This is a genomic window from Microbacterium lacus, assembly GCF_039531105.1.
Lineage (GTDB): Bacteria > Actinomycetota > Actinomycetes > Actinomycetales > Microbacteriaceae > Microbacterium > Microbacterium lacus.
Genome location: NZ_BAAAPK010000001.1, coordinates 71129 through 85259, shown reverse-complemented (window position 1 = coordinate 85259; position 14131 = coordinate 71129). Strand labels below are relative to the sequence as shown.

The following is a 14131-nucleotide window of genomic DNA, read 5'->3' as shown; positions in this document are numbered from 1 at the left end:
CGATGCACGTCGTGATGTTCGGCGACCAGCACGTCGAATCGCTCGGCGGGGCGCAGGTCTCCATGCGCCTGCAGCGGCGGTTCCTCGAGCGCGCCGGGCACACCGTGACGATCGTGGCGCCGAAGATGCACGGGCCCCGGGCCGGATTCTCCCCGGACCCGGCCTACGTGGACACCCCCTCGATCGCGATCACCCCCGACCGTGAGTATTCGCTGTCGTGGCCGGGCTCCCGCACCGACGGATTCGTGGATGCCGCGCTGCGCGGCCTGCCACCCGTGGATGTCCTGCATGTGCAGGCGGACTTCTGGGGCGCGTTCACCGGGCACCGGTTCGCGGCCCGGCACGGGCTGCCGGTCGTCCACACGATGCACAACCGCGTGGATGTCGGCATCCACGCCACCGCCCCCTTCCCCCGTCTCGTGCTCCGCGCTCTGAACCGCTGGCAGCGACGCGCGCTGCGTGACGTCCCGGGCCGCGTCCAGGACGGCGGCGACGGCTGGGCGTATCTCCGGCGCTTCGCCGCGCGCTCGCACGCGGTCACGGCGCCCTCCGCGCACTTCGCGCGCCGGCTCGACGAGCACGGCGCGCTCTCCCTCGTCGGGGAGCGCGTGATCGACGTGTGGAACGGCATCGACGACGATGTGCTGGATGCCGCGCTCGGCGACGCGGCCGAGCGGCTGCCCGGACGCCCGCGCTTCGTGTGGCTGGGACGGATGAGCCCGGAGAAGAGGCTGCTGCCCTTCCTCGAGGCCCTCGCGCAAGCCCGCATCGACGCCGACGTCGAGATCATCGGCGGAGGAGGTCAGGAGAAGGCGGCGCGCCGCCTCGTGCAGCGCCACGATCTGGCCGGCACGGTCTCGTTCGCGGGGCGCTTGCCGTACGCACAGACGCTGCGCCGGATCGCCGCCGCCGACGCGGTCGTGCAGACCTCGATCGGCTTCGAGACGCAGGGCATGACCGTGTTCGAAGCCGCCGCGCTCGGCACGCCCGCCGTGATCAGCGACCCCGACATCGCCGACGAGCTCGGGGCAGGGTTCTGGTCGGTCGCCGACGGCTCGGTCTCCGCGCTCGCCGACACCCTGCGCGTCGCGGCAGCCGCCATCTCCGCCGATGCGGCCCCCGCGCCTGACCCGTCGATCCGCGAGCGCTTCCGGCAGTCCTCGCGGACGGCGGCCATGGTCGAGATCTACGAGCGGGTGATCGCGGGCTGATCGGCCCGAATCACTGCCGGCTGGGGCAGAAGTCGCCGCGGAGCGGGGTGCCAGGACATCACGCGTCCCGACCAGCAGTCGTTCGGCACGCGCGGCGCGCGACGGTCAGGGCAGGCGGGTGCGGTCGGTCGGCATCCGACGGTAGCCGTCGTTGCGAAGAGAGACGATCGAGGCGCCGATCGCGTAGGCGGACAGGGCTGCAAGAGCAATCATCATCAACATGGCAGAAACGCTACGCTTGACCTGATCCTGCCAATAGTGGCAGGATGGACACCTATCGTTCGAATACTGCCAACGCCCGGGAGTCACCATGAAGACCGTCGCCGTCATCGTCCAAGACGGTTTCGCGCCGTTCGAATTCGGGGTCGCGTGCGAGGCGTTCGGCCTCGATCGCTCGGATGACGGCATCCCGAACTTCGACTTCAAGGTCGTGACGCCGACGCCCGGCGTCGTCACCTCGAAGCTCGGCTTCTCACTCAACGTCGACGACGACCTGTCCTTCGCGTACACGGCAGACCTCGTGGTCGTCTCGCCGACTCCGCGCGAGTGGTGGGACAACACCGACCCCCGCGTGCTCGACGTCGTCCGCGACGCCGCCGCGCGCGGTGCGTGGCTGCTGAGCGTGTGCAGCGGATCGTTCATCCTCGCGCAGTCCGGCGTCCTGGACGGCCGCAAGGCGACCACCCACTGGATGTACGCCGACACGATGGCCCGCATGTATCCGGCGATCGAGGTCGACCCCGACGTGCTGTACGTCCAGGACGGTCGCATCATCACGAGCGCCGGCACCGCGGCGGGACTGGACGCCTGCCTGCACCTGCTGCGGCAGGAGCTCGGCGCGGAGATGACGAACACGATCGCCCGTCGAATGGTCGTGCCGCCGCAGCGCGACGGCGGGCAGGCGCAGTACATCCAGCGCCCCCTGCCGGAGGTCTCGAGCCTGTCGCTCGCGCCCGTCACCGATTGGATGCTGGAGAACCTGCGTGCGGACCTCACGGTCGACCAGCTCGCCGCGAAGGCGCACATGTCGGCGCGCACGTTCGCCCGCCGCTTCAAGGCCGACTACGGGACCACCCCCGCGTCCTGGCTCGGACGCCAGCGGATCATCCACGCGCAGCGACTCCTGGAACAGACGGACTACGGGCTGGACCGCATCGCCGAGGAATGCGGTTTCGGGTCGGCATCCGTTCTGCGTCAGAACTTCACCCGCGTGCTCGGCACGACCCCGACCGCATACCGCAACACGTTCTGCTGCGAGATCGGAACGGGCGGGTCTGCGCTCGAGCGGCGCGCGGAGGAGCTCGCCGGGTCGGCCGCGTGAGCCGACGTCTCACCTGATCCGGGCGAGGCGCGGGCAGAACGTCGCCGATAGCGTGTGAGCGTGCGCGTGGGGTTCGGGAGGCTCTTCTCCCGCAGGACGATCGGCAAGGATGCCGTCTCCGGACTCGTGCTGGGCGTCGAGGCGGTCCCCGACGGGCTCGCGGCGGGGCTTCTCGCCGGCATCAACCCGCTCGCCGGTCTCTACGCCTACCTGTTCGGGATGATCGGTGCGGCGTTCTTCACCAGCAGCACGTTCATGGCGGTGCAGGCGACCGGCGCGATGGCGCTCATCGTCTCGGACTCCGACCTGCAGAGCCGCGCTGACCCCGACCGGGCGCTGTACACGCTCGCGATCATGACGGGGATCGTGATGATCATCGCCGGGCTCTTCGGCGGCGGGCGGCTCGTCCGCTTCGTCCCGACCCCGGTCATGACCGGATTCGTCACCGCGGTCGGCGTGAACATCGTGCTCGGCCAGCTGTCGAACTTCACCGGCTTCGCCTCGGAGGGGTCGAACCGCCTGTTCAAGCTCGTCGATCTGCTCCTGCACATCCCGCAGTGGAGCGCCGCCGCCGTCGCGGTCGGGCTGGTCGCGATCGGACTGATCTACCTGTTCCGCCTCACCCCGGTGGGATCGCTCGGTCTCGTGATCGCGGTCGTGATCGGATCCGGATTCGCGGCCTTGCTGAACGTGTGGGTGGCCGAGCCCGTCGTGCTCCTCGACGATATCGTGGACGTGCCCAACGGCCTGCCGGCGCCCGTGCTGCCGAACCTCGACGACGTGCTGTTCCTGCTGCTGCCGGCGCTCTCGCTCGCCTTCGTCGGGCTCGTGCAGGGCGCCGCGGTCTCGGCAGGGCTCCCGACCGCCGACGGGCGCCCCGCGGACTCGTCGCGCGACTTCGTGGGGCAGGGTGCCGGCAATCTCGTGGCGGGGATCTTCCAGGGGATGCCGGTGGGCGGGTCGATGTCGGGTTCGTCGCTCATCGTCCAAGCGGGGGCGAAGACCCGCCTCGCTTTCGTGTTCGCCGGCATCGTCATGACGCTCGTGGTCTTCTTCGCCTCCGATCTCGTCAGCTACATCGCGATGCCGGCCCTTGCAGGTCTGCTGATCGTCGTCGGCATCGGGGCGGTCAAGCCGAGCCGGATCTACTCGGTCGTCAAGAGCGGACCCCTTCCCACCGCGATCATGGCGGTCACCTTCGGGCTCACCCTCGTGATCCCGTTGCAGTACGCGGTGCTCGTCGGGGTGGGGCTCGGGATCATCCTGTTCGTCGCCCAGCAGTCCAACCGCGTGCGGGTACGGCAGGTGCACGTGCTCGAGCAGGGGCGCATGCGCGAGAGCGCGCCGCCGGCGCGGATCGAGGCCGGTCAGGTCGTGGTGCTGCAGCCGTACGGGAGTCTGTTCTTCGCGAGCGCTCCCGTGTTCGATTCGCAGCTCCCCACCGTGGACGAGGGCTCGCGCGGAGCGACGGTCATCATCCGGCTCCGCGGCACCGATCAGATCGGCCTATCGCTCATCGACGTGCTGCGACGCTTCGCGGGGGAACTGCGGGCGGTGGAGGGCGCGCTGGTGCTCGTGATCAGCGAGAAGCTCGTGTACGACCAGGTGGTCGCGAGCGGGCTGCGCGACGAGCTCGGCGCGGCGAACGTGTACCGCAGCACCGAGTGGGTCGGCGAGACCGTCCGTCAGGCCTACGCCGACGCGCTGTCCCGCACCCGGTCCTGACTCCCACCGACCCCCTGGCCCCGCGAGACTGCACCCGCGCGCCGAGTCTGAGGGGATTCCCCTGAGTCTCGGCGTTCCGGTGCAGTCTCGCGGTCAGCACCGACCCATTGCCGGGGGGCCGGCGCTCTGCTAAAGTTGAGTGCAGAAGGCTCAAGTTTTGAAGAGAGCCTCACCACAGACTTCAGGAGACACCATGAACGCACAGCCCCAGCCCGGGCAGGAGGAGCAGCAGAGCGCCCTTGAGCAGTTCGGCATCAACCTCACCGACCGTGCTCGGCAGGGCAAGCTCGACCCGGTGATCGGACGCGACAGCGAGATCCGCCGGGTGAGTCAGGTGCTGACCCGCCGCACCAAGAACAACCCCGTGCTGATCGGCGAGCCCGGCGTCGGCAAGACCGCCGTCGTCGAGGGCCTCGCCCAGCGCATCGTCGCGGGCGACGTCGCCGAGTCCCTCAAGAACAAGGAACTCATCACCCTCGACATCTCCGCGCTCGTCGCGGGCGCGATGTACCGCGGGCAGTTCGAGGAGCGCCTGAAGGCGGTGCTCAAGGAGATCACCGAGTCCGACGGGCAGATCATCACCTTCATCGACGAGCTGCACGTGCTCATGGGAGCGGGCGGCGGCGAAGGCTCCGTGGCGGCCTCCAACATGCTCAAGCCCATGCTCGCCCGCGGCGAGCTGCGCCTGATCGGCGCGACGACGCTCAACGAGTACCGCGAGTTCATCGAGAAGGATGCCGCGCTCGAGCGCCGCTTCCAGCAGGTCTATGTCGGCGAGCCGACGGTCGAGGACACCGTCGCGATCCTCCGCGGACTCAAGGAAAGGTACGAGGCCCACCACAAGGTGGCGATCGCGGATGCCGCGCTCGTGGCCGCGGCATCCCTCAGCAACCGCTACATCCCCTCCCGGCAGCTGCCCGACAAGGCGATCGACCTGATCGACGAGGCGGCGTCCCGGCTGCGCATGGAGATCGACTCGGCGCCGCTGGAGATCGACGAGCTGCGTCGCCACGTCGACCGCCTCAAGCTCGAGGAGCTCGCGCTGAAGAAGGAGAAGGACGCGGCATCCAAGGAGCGCCTCGCCAAGCTCCGCGACGACCTCGCCGCCGAGGAGGAGAAGCTGCGGGAGCTGCAGGGCCGCTGGGAGCGCGAGCGCTCTTCGCTGAACCGCGTCGGCGACCTGAAGACCAAGCTCGACGCCGCGCGCATGGAGGCCGAGCGCGCGCAGCGCGAGGGCAATCTCGAGAAGGCGTCCCGGCTGCTGTACGCCGAGATCCCGGCGCTGGAGCGCCAGCTGATCGACGCCGAGCGCGATGAGCCCGCCGGCGACCGCATGGTCAACGACCAGGTGACCGACGAGGACATCGCGTCGGTGATCGCCGCGTGGACCGGCATCCCGGTGGATCGGCTGCTGCAGGGCGAGACCGAGAAGCTCGTGCACCTGGAGGCCGAGCTCGGCAAGCGCCTGATCGGCCAGAAGGATGCCGTCAAGGCGGTGGCCGATGCGGTGCGCCGCTCGCGCGCGGGCATCTCCGACCCCGACCGACCGACCGGGTCGTTCCTGTTCCTCGGCCCGACCGGCGTCGGCAAGACCGAGCTGGCGAAGTCGCTCGCGGACTTCCTGTTCGACGACGAGCACGCCATGGTGCGCATCGACATGTCCGAGTACGGCGAGAAGCACTCGGTGTCGCGCCTGGTCGGTGCCCCTCCGGGATACATCGGCTACGAGCAGGGCGGCCAGCTGACCGAGGCCGTGCGGCGGCGCCCGTACTCGGTCGTGCTGCTGGACGAGGTCGAGAAGGCCCACCCCGAAGTGTTCGACGTGCTGCTGCAGGTCATGGACGACGGGCGCCTCACCGACGGACAGGGGCGCACGGTCGACTTCAAGAACGTCATCCTGATCCTCACGTCCAACCTGGGGTCGCCGATCCTGATCGACCCGACGCTGACGCTCGGGCAGAAGCGGGATGCCGTGCAGGGGCTGGTCCGGCAGGCGTTCAAGCCCGAGTTCGTGAACCGACTCGACGACATCGTGATCTTCCAGGCGCTGAGCCAGGACGACCTCGCCCAGATCGTCGAGCTCGCCGTCGATGCGCTGCAGCGGCGCCTCCGCGACCGCCGGCTCACGCTCGCCGTCACTCCGGATGCCCGGGCATGGCTGTCCGAGCGCGGCTACGACCCCGCCTTCGGCGCACGGCCGCTCCGCCGGCTCATCCAGTCCGAGATCCAGGACCGGCTCGCGATGGCGATCCTGTCCGGGGGCGTGCACGACGGCGACCTCGTGCGCGTCGACGTGGCGGCCGACGACTCCGCGCTCGTGCTCACCAGCGCCGGGCCCGCCGCGCCGGCGGAGCCCGCGGACGACGACGTGATCGAGGCGGAGCTGCTCGAAGACTGACCTGCGACAGCAGGGGCGGGTACGGTCGGGGGATGCGCATCGCATCCACCGGCCGTTTCGTCTTCATCGCGCAATGGGTCGCCGCCGTGCTGCTGCCGGCCTTCTTCTTCATCGGGCGCGGCCTGGTCGGCGCCCAGCTCGGCTGGCTCTCCGTGCTCGGCGTCGTCTACGGCCTGTTCGTGATCGCCGTGCTGATGATCCCGCCGATCCTCACGCTCTTCGATCGGACGGTTCGGCGCGGCAAGGCCACCCGGCTCGGGTACGACATCGCCAGCTTCGTGATGTGGGCGGCGTTCATCGTCGCCGGGCTCACGGTCTCGGACGCGGGCGACGGCCCTCCGCTCGACTCCGCGCTGACCGTCTGGACCGGCGGGGCGATCAGCCAGGACGCGTCGACAGCGATCTGCTCGGTCGCCGGCGCCGTGATCGGCCTGGCCTACCTCGCGACCTTCGTGCTCGCCGTCGTCGGGATCGTCCGCTGGCGGCGCCCGTTCGACGCGTGAGCACCGCGCCCGGGCGGCAGCCCTCGGTCATCGGCGCCCTCTGGCGCTCCACGCATCCGGGACCGAGCGTCGTGGTCACCACGGTCGCGGTCGTCCTCGGCCTCGCCACGGGCCTCGAGCCCTGGCGCATCGTCGTGCTCGGCCTCGCCATCCTGGCAGGCCAGCTCTCGGTCGGGATCTCGAACGACGCCATCGACGCACCGCGCGACATCGCGAACGCGCGCCGGGACAAGCCCATCGCCCGGGGCGACGTGTCGGTGCGCGTCGCGTGGGCGGCGGCATCCGTGTGTCTTGTCGTGGGCCTGGCCCTCTCGCTCGTTCTCGGCTGGCGGATGGCCCTCGCGCACCTCGTCGCCCTCGCCTCGGCGTGGGCCTACAACGCCGGGCTCAAGAAGACCGCCCTCTCGGTCGTTCCCTTCGTCGTGAGCTTCGGGCTGCTGCCCTCCCTCGTGACACTGTCCGCCCAGCCGCCCGCTCTCGCGGCGGGCTGGGCGTGGGTCGCGGGTGCGGCGCTCGGGGTGGCGATCCACCTCACGAACGTCCTGCCCGACCTGGAGGACGACGCGCGCACCGGGGTGCGAGGCCTGCCGCACCGCCTCGGCGGGCGGATTTCGGCGGTGCTCGCCGCCTCCGCGCTCGCGATCGGGGCCGTCGCGGTGCTGATCGGGCCGGGTGCCGCTCCCTCCGCCCTCGCGATCACCGTGTTCGCGGCGATCGTGCTGATCGCCGTGACGGGCCTGGTGCTCGCGCTCGCCCGGCCGCCCGGCCGGTGGGTGTTCCGGCTCGTGATGCTCGCGGCGCTTCTGCTGTGCGTTCAGCTCGCGGCGACGGGGCAGGCGCTCGCCGCGTGAGGCTCACGCACCGGCATCCAACCCCATCGCGTAGGCCCACGCGAAGCCGCGGCCCAGCGGCGGGGCCAGCATCCCGCGCACCAGGCTGCGTCGGACGAGATCGCCCGCTGCGCCGCGCGGCCGCCCGAGCAGGGTGTTGACCGCCGCGAGGGCTCCCGCGCGCCGGGCCGATGCCACGCGCCGCCGCTCCCAGGCCGCGAGCTCCGCGTCCGGTGCCGCGCCGGTGCGCACCCAGCGTGCGAGGAGGGGTGCGAGGCCGACGGCATCGAGCAGGCCGAGGTTCATGCCCTGCCCGCCGATCGGGCTGACCTCGTGCGCGGCATCGCCGATCACGAACAGGCGGCCCCGGCGCAGCTCGGGGGCGCACACGCGTCGGATGCCGAAGGCCGTGGCGGTCTGCACGGCATCGGCGACCGCCCCCTCGCCGCGGGCCCGCAGAGCCGCGCGAAGCCGCTGCATCCGAACCTCGGGCGAATCGACCGCGGGATCGGCGTCGGCGTCCCAGGCGACCACGCGACGCACGGATCCCGGCATCGGGAAGGACTCCAGCACGCCGCCGCGGGACAGGTTCACGACGGCCGTATGGGCATCGGGGCGGTCGGGGACCGGGATGTCGGACATGAGGTACCGGTCGGGGTAGACCTTCGCGGGCACGCGTCCGTCGCGGTAGGCGAGGGCGCGGGCGCTCCAGCCGCCGGCGAGCACGACGATCGGGGCGGTGAGCTCCTCGATCGCGCCGTCCGCGGGCCCGGCGCGGTGCACTGCGGTCACCGTGACCGCACCCGCGCGCGGGCGCACCGCCGTCACCTGGACCCCGCGTTCGGGGGCGATCGACGCCCCCGCGAGAACGTCCTCGGTCTCGGACTGGGGCAGGGTCGCGACGAACGGGAACCGCGCCGAGATCGTGTCGAAGCGGACCTCCCCGAGGACCCGATCGCCGGCGCGCGCGATCCCGCGCGGAACGCGCAGCGCCCGCGCGAGCAGCTGCTCGGTGATCCCCGATTCCTCCAGCGCCGCGAGCACCGGGGCGTGGAGGCCGATCGCCCGTGTTCCGCCGCCCGCGGTCACTCGTCGCTCCAGCACCCGCACCGTCACGCCCCGCCGCCCGAGCTCGCCCGCGAGGACCGTGCCGACCGGGCCCGCCCCGACGACGATCACGTCAGTCATCGGCGGTGCCCCGGGCGGTCGCGAGCAGGCGGAACGGGGCGGGACGCTCGACCCGCCAGGGTGCGCCGAGCGCCGCGGCGAGCTCATCGCGGCGGTAGCTGCGGCGGATGGAGCGCAACCCGTCGGTGCGCAGGAAGGTCCCCGGTGCGAGCGGGGTGATCCCGATCGCGTACAGCCCGTACGCCGCGCGGCCCCGCTCGATGTCGCCGTGCAGCACGAGTCCGCGGGAGAGGCGCCGGGAGTCTTCGACGAACCCATCGCGCTCAGACCCGGCGAGGTGGTGCAGGACGTGATTGGAGACGACGAGGTCGTATCTCTCGCCCCGCGCGAGAAGGTCGCCGCTGTGCGCGGTCTCGACGCGCACCGCGCCCCCGGCGCGCGCCGAGGCCACTTCGATCGCGCGGGGGTCGGGGTCGGCGCCCACCCACTCCGCCCGCAGGCCGTCGCGCGCGGCGGCTGCGGCGAGGCGCGCGACGACGTCGCCGCCGCCGCAACCGAGGTCGAGGACGCGCGCCGGTCGATCGAGCGAGGCGAGGAACGGGCGGATGCGGCGCCGATAGACCCGGCCCCACCCCGAGACCAGGCGGTTGACCGTGTCGAAACGCTGCAGGGTCGCGCGCAGCCGGTCCGGATCGCACGCCGGATCGTCCATGAGCTCGCGCAGGGCGAGGTCGCGCGCGGCGAGGCTCACCCGGCGACTGCCAGGCGCTGGTCGGTGCGGGGGGCGTCCTGCCGGAGGGGGGCCCGCTTGGTCAGGAGCACGGTCTCGACGGTGAGGCCGGGTCCGAACGCGAGCCCGGCGATGGATGCCCCGTCGGCGACGGACTCGTCGTGCAGCATGTCACGGAGGATGAACAGCACGGTCGCGCTGGACATGTTGCCGTATTCGCGCAGCACGGCCCGCGATGCCGACAGCGCGTCCGGGGCGAGGCCCAGACCCGACTCCACACGATCCAGGATGCTGCGCCCGCCGGGATGCACGGCCCACGCGTCCGGCTTCTCGCCGTCGAGGAACCGTTCGACGGCGCCGCTGATCTCCCGTCCGATGATGCGCGGCACTTCGGCGGTCAGCACCATCTCGAACCCGTCGTCGCCGATCGTCCAGGCCATGTCGGTCTCACCCTCGGAGGTGAGCGTCGTGGCGAAGCGGCCGAGGTCCAGGCCCGCCCGCTCGGACGGTCGGGCGGTCACGACGGCCGCGGCCGACCCGTCGGCGAACACCGACGAGGACACGATCTGATCGGGCGAGGTGCTCGGGCGGATGTGCAGGCTGCACAACTCGGTGCACACGACCAGGACCACCGCTTCGGGCTGTGCCGCACAGAACCGCTCGGCGGCGCGCAACCCCGGGAAAGCCGCAGCGCACCCGATGAAACCGAGGTGGTAGCGCTCGACCGAGGGGGAGAGTCCGAGGTCGCGCACGAGGCGGAAGTCGGGGCCGGGGGCGAAGCATCCGGTGCACGACACGGTGACGACGTGCGTGATCTCGGATGCCGCCACTCCGGCTTCCGCGAGCGCGAACATCGCCGCCTGCCGCGAGAGCTCGGGCGCGTGACGGATGTACTCGGCGTTGCGGAGCGCCGTTCCGGGGGCGCGCAGCGCGCTGGAGGGGTCCACGAACATGCCGTCGCCCCCGCCTTCGCCGAGTTCGGGGATGACTGTATGGCGGCGACGGATGTCGGACGCGTCGAAGCTCGCGCGGATGAGCCGCTGCGTGAGCCGATCGATCCCGGGCTGCGCCGCGAAGAAGTCGCGGATGCGCTCCTGGGTGATCACGGTCGGCGGGACGGCGGTTCCGATCGACATGATGCGTGCGGTCATGCTTCACGATAAGCCTGCGCGCGCCCCGACGGCGCGGTACTTGCGCCGCCGAAGAACTCTGTTACGCGGACCCGGCGGCGACCGGTTCGGGGTCGGGCAGGTCGCGCATGCGCCAGAAGGGCCCGATGATGACGAACAGGCCCGCGAACAGCTCCAGGATCGCGGCGATCCAGAGCGTCGGGACGACGCCCAGCCACGTGCCGAGCGCACCCGCGCCGAGCGCCGCGATCGGCATGACGCCCCACACGCAGAACCGGATCGAGGCGTTCATGCGACCGAGGAGCCGGGGCGGGGTGATGCGCTGCCGGAAGGTCACCTGCGTGATGTTGTACAGCAGCACCGTGAAGCTCATCAGCATGGACTGCACCACCAGGAACGGGAACGCGATCTGCGGCACGAGGGTCGCGACCGGCAGGAGGAGCGGCGTCAGGCTGAACCCGATCACGCTGAGCGGGAGGGTGCGCGCCTCGCCGAACCGCTTCACGATCCGGGGCGTGGCGATCGCGCCGAGGAGGCCCCCCACCGCTCCGAGGGAGAAGATCACGCCCATCTGCGCGGGGCTCAGCTCGAGCACGCGCAGGAGGTAGATCGGCAGGAGGGTCATCGAGATCGTCCCGAACAGGTTGGCGAAACCGGTCGTCGCGACGATGCGACGCAGCAGGGGGTTGCCGAACACCCAGCGCAGGCCCTCGCCGATCTCGGTCATGATCGGCCGGTGGTCCTCGGGTGCGCGGCGCTCTTCGTGGTCGCGGGTGAACAGCAGCGCGATGAAGGAGATGACGTACGTGCCGACCGTCGCGAGGATCGCGATCGGCGCGGTGATCGCCCCGATCAGCCATCCGCCGACGGCGGGTCCGGTCAGGCCCGCGATCTGCTGGGTCGACTCCAGCTTTCCGTTCGCCTCGGCGATCTGGTTCGGGCGCACGAGGGAGGGGATGATGCTCTGATACGACACATCGAAGAACACCGTGGCGATGCCCATGATCAGGGCCACCACGACCAGTTGCCAGATGTGCAGCATCCCGAGCAGCCACAGCAGCGGCACCGTGCCGAGGGCGAGCGCGCGGACCGCGTCCGCCCAGATCATGACGTGGCGCTTGCGCATGCGGTCGATCCAGGCGCCGGCGGGGAGCCCGACGATCAGGAACGCGGCGACGTTCGCCGCGGTCAGCACGCCGACCTCGAACTCGCTCGCGTTCAGCAGCAGCACCGCGAGGACGGGGATCGCGAGCTCGGTGACCTGCGCGCCGAACTGGCTGAAGGCCTGCCCTGTCCACATCGTGAGGAAGTTGCGGTCGCGCCAGAGCGATCCCTTCGGCGCGGGCGCGGGCTGCCTGGATGCCGCCTGGTCGGCCTCGACGGCGTCATCCGCTCCGGAGGTCGACGTGTGCAGGCTCGACTCGGCGCGGGCTTCGGCCAGGATCTCGGCATCCGCGTCGTCGGAGGGAGGCATCTGCCCAGTGTGAGCGACTGATTGGGAATTGTCAATCAGTCGCCGATAGACTCCCGATGTGAGCGACTCGGAGTCCGACCCGGCCGCCCAGGCGCGGATCCGAGCGCTCAGCTCGGCGACGCGCTTGCGGGTGCTGCGTCTGTGCGCGTTCGAGTCGCGCACGAACAAGGAGCTCGCCGAACTCCTCGGGCTCAATCCGGGCACGATGCTGCACCACGTCCGGACTCTCGTGCAGACGGGCTTCCTCGTCGCCGAGCCGGAGCGCAGCGGCGCACAGGGCGCGCGCGAAGTGCCGTACCGGGCGACGGGGGCGTCGTGGCGCTCGCCGCTGCCGGGAGCATCGGCCGTGCTGGTCGAGACCTTCCTGCAGCAGATCGCCGGGGTTCCTCCGGACGAGGTGGACACGACGTGGCTCGGCCTCAAGCTGAGCGACGAGCACAAGGCCGAGCTCGAGGAGCGGCTGTTCGCCCTCGCGCAGGAGTTCAAGGAGCGGGGCCCGGACCCGGACGGGAGCCCCTACTCACTCTTCATCGCGCTGCACCCCGATCTGAATCCCCCCGCGCCCCGCTCCTGACTGGGGTGGACACGGCGGGCGGCGAGGCGGATGCTGAGAGGACCCCTCATCGATCCGGAGGCCCATTCATGTTCACGCACTCCGCCGCGTTCAGCGGCTTCTCCGTGGATGACCTCGACGCGGCCGCGACGTTCTACGGACAGACCCTCGGCCTTCCCGTCGAGAAGAACGACATGGGCATCCTCGAAGTGACCCTCGGCACGGGCTCCCGGGTGATCATCTACCCGAAGCCCGATCACGAGCCGGCGGTCTTCACCATCCTGAACTTCCCGGTCGACGACATCGACGCGGCGGTGGATGAGCTCAACGCGCGCGGCGTCGCCACCAAGATCTACGACGGCGATTTCGGCGGCGATGCCAAGGGGATCCTTCGCGGAAACGGCCCCGAGATCGCGTGGTTCCGCGACCCGGCCGGCAACGTGCTGTCGGTGCTGCGGCCGTCCTGAGCCCGCCGGCTCAGGACGCGATCAGCGACTCCGCGAGCGGGCGGCGCACGCGGGGAGCGGCCTCACGCTCCTGCAGTGCCTCGGGCAGGTCGGCGGCGTCGCCGATCGGACCGAGCGCGACGACGGTGACCGGCTCGAAGCGCTCCTCGATGCCGAACGCGTCGCGCAGCGCGTCGCGGTCGAAGCCGCCCATCTGGTGCACGTACAGCCCGTCGTGGTGGGCCTGCACCGACAGGTGCGCGACGGCCTGGCCGAGGTCGTAGACGGCCCAGGGCAGAGGCGAGCCGTCGGGGGAGGTGGTCTCGGCGACCGCGACGATCAGCACGGCGGCGTTGCCCGCCCACGCCTGGTTGAATCCCATGAGCGCGTCGTGGATGCGTGCGTGCTCGGCGCTGCCGCGACGGGCGACGACGAATCGCCACGGCTGGGTGTTGTTCGCGGAGGGGGCCCAGCGCGCGGCCTCGAGGGCGCTCGCGAGCTGCTGCTCGTCGACCTCGTCGTCCACGGCGTACGCGCGCGGGCTCCAGCGATCGGCGAGGATCTCCAGCACCGGGGCGTCGGTGGCGGCGGTGCGGTTCAGGACGGGAGTGGACATGGCGACCTCTTTCGCGGGGATCTGATGGGAGTCGGGTCGCCGTTGGCCCAGGTGATCAAACCGCAT

At 71.1% G+C, this 14131-nt stretch carries 13 protein-coding genes; 8 read left to right on the top strand and 5 right to left on the bottom strand.

The window, feature by feature from the left end:
• Window positions 1-2 precede the first annotated feature (2 nt).
• The 6 genes from ABD197_RS00400 (at window position 3) to ABD197_RS00375 (ending at window position 8009) form a co-directional block, all read left to right on the top strand.
• Window positions 3-1211, top strand: a complete 1209-nt coding sequence (locus tag ABD197_RS00400; protein ID WP_344050470.1) for a glycosyltransferase — start codon at window positions 3-5, stop codon at window positions 1209-1211.
• 310 nt (window positions 1212-1521) lie between these two features.
• Window positions 1522-2532, top strand: coding sequence for a GlxA family transcriptional regulator (locus ABD197_RS00395; protein ID WP_344050469.1), 1011 nt, complete (start codon window positions 1522-1524; stop codon window positions 2530-2532).
• Window positions 2533-2592: 60 nt separating this feature from the next.
• The gene (locus ABD197_RS00390; protein ID WP_344050468.1) at window positions 2593-4257 is read left to right on the top strand and encodes a SulP family inorganic anion transporter; all 1665 of its coding nucleotides are present in this window, start codon (window positions 2593-2595) and stop codon (window positions 4255-4257) included.
• A gap of 193 nt (window positions 4258-4450) precedes the next feature.
• On the top strand, window positions 4451-6655 hold the full coding sequence (locus tag ABD197_RS00385; protein WP_344050467.1) for an ATP-dependent Clp protease ATP-binding subunit: 2205 nt from the start codon (window positions 4451-4453) through the stop codon (window positions 6653-6655).
• 32 nt (window positions 6656-6687) lie between these two features.
• Complete coding sequence (locus ABD197_RS00380) at window positions 6688-7158, top strand: hypothetical protein (protein ID WP_344050466.1); 471 nt, start codon at window positions 6688-6690, stop codon at window positions 7156-7158.
• Window positions 7155-8009, top strand: coding sequence for a UbiA family prenyltransferase (locus ABD197_RS00375; protein WP_344050464.1), 855 nt, complete (start codon window positions 7155-7157; stop codon window positions 8007-8009). The genes ABD197_RS00380 and ABD197_RS00375 overlap by 4 nt, the downstream gene beginning before the upstream one ends.
• 3 nt (window positions 8010-8012) lie before the next feature.
• On the opposite strand, the gene ABD197_RS00370 is transcribed toward ABD197_RS00375, so the two are convergent.
• The 4 genes from ABD197_RS00370 to ABD197_RS00355 form a co-directional block, all read right to left on the bottom strand.
• Window positions 8013-9176 carry an FAD-dependent oxidoreductase gene (locus ABD197_RS00370; protein WP_344050462.1) on the bottom strand — a complete coding sequence of 388 codons (1164 nt, stop codon included), beginning with the start codon at window positions 9174-9176 and terminating at the stop codon, window positions 8013-8015.
• On the bottom strand, window positions 9169-9867 hold the full coding sequence (locus tag ABD197_RS00365) for a methyltransferase domain-containing protein (RefSeq protein WP_344050460.1): 699 nt from the start codon (window positions 9865-9867) through the stop codon (window positions 9169-9171). Before ABD197_RS00365 ends, ABD197_RS00370 begins: the two co-directional genes overlap by 8 nt.
• Window positions 9864-10997 carry a type III polyketide synthase gene (locus ABD197_RS00360; protein WP_344050458.1) on the bottom strand — a complete coding sequence of 378 codons (1134 nt, stop codon included), beginning with the start codon at window positions 10995-10997 and terminating at the stop codon, window positions 9864-9866. The genes ABD197_RS00365 and ABD197_RS00360 overlap by 4 nt, the downstream gene beginning before the upstream one ends.
• A gap of 61 nt (window positions 10998-11058) precedes the next feature.
• On the bottom strand, window positions 11059-12450 hold the full coding sequence (locus ABD197_RS00355; protein WP_344050456.1) for an MFS transporter: 1392 nt from the start codon (window positions 12448-12450) through the stop codon (window positions 11059-11061).
• Window positions 12451-12508: 58 nt separating this feature from the next.
• Here ABD197_RS00355 and ABD197_RS00350 point away from each other — a divergent pair, with 58 nt between their 5' ends.
• A complete protein-coding gene (locus ABD197_RS00350; protein ID WP_344050454.1) occupies window positions 12509-13024 on the top strand; it encodes a helix-turn-helix domain-containing protein in 516 nt (171 codons plus the stop codon).
• Between the two features lie 68 nt (window positions 13025-13092).
• The gene (locus ABD197_RS00345) at window positions 13093-13470 is read left to right on the top strand and encodes a VOC family protein (RefSeq protein WP_344050453.1); all 378 of its coding nucleotides are present in this window, start codon (window positions 13093-13095) and stop codon (window positions 13468-13470) included.
• 10 nt (window positions 13471-13480) lie between these two features.
• Here ABD197_RS00345 and ABD197_RS00340 read toward each other — a convergent pair whose 3' ends face one another.
• Complete coding sequence (locus ABD197_RS00340; protein ID WP_344050451.1) at window positions 13481-14065, bottom strand: nitroreductase family protein; 585 nt, start codon at window positions 14063-14065, stop codon at window positions 13481-13483.
• Between the last annotated feature and the right edge of the window lie 66 nt (window positions 14066-14131).

Bases quoted from the DNA above. Each gene is read 5' to 3' on its own strand.
- ABD197_RS00400 (WP_344050470.1), top strand. From the start codon at position 3: ATGCACGTCGTGATGTTCGGCGACCAGCACGTCGAATCGCTCGGCGGG.
- ABD197_RS00395 (WP_344050469.1), top strand. From the start codon at position 1,522: ATGAAGACCGTCGCCGTCATCGTCCAAGACGGTTTCGCGCCGTTCGAA.
- ABD197_RS00385 (WP_344050467.1), top strand. From the start codon at position 4,451: ATGAACGCACAGCCCCAGCCCGGGCAGGAGGAGCAGCAGAGCGCCCTT.
- ABD197_RS00380 (WP_344050466.1), top strand. From the start codon at position 6,688: ATGCGCATCGCATCCACCGGCCGTTTCGTCTTCATCGCGCAATGGGTC.
- ABD197_RS00370 (WP_344050462.1), bottom strand. From the start codon at position 9,176: ATGACTGACGTGATCGTCGTCGGGGCGGGCCCGGTCGGCACGGTCCTC.
- ABD197_RS00360 (WP_344050458.1), bottom strand. From the start codon at position 10,997: ATGACCGCACGCATCATGTCGATCGGAACCGCCGTCCCGCCGACCGTG.
- ABD197_RS00355 (WP_344050456.1), bottom strand. From the start codon at position 12,450: ATGCCTCCCTCCGACGACGCGGATGCCGAGATCCTGGCCGAAGCCCGC.
- ABD197_RS00345 (WP_344050453.1), top strand. From the start codon at position 13,093: ATGTTCACGCACTCCGCCGCGTTCAGCGGCTTCTCCGTGGATGACCTC.
- ABD197_RS00340 (WP_344050451.1), bottom strand. From the start codon at position 14,065: ATGTCCACTCCCGTCCTGAACCGCACCGCCGCCACCGACGCCCCGGTG.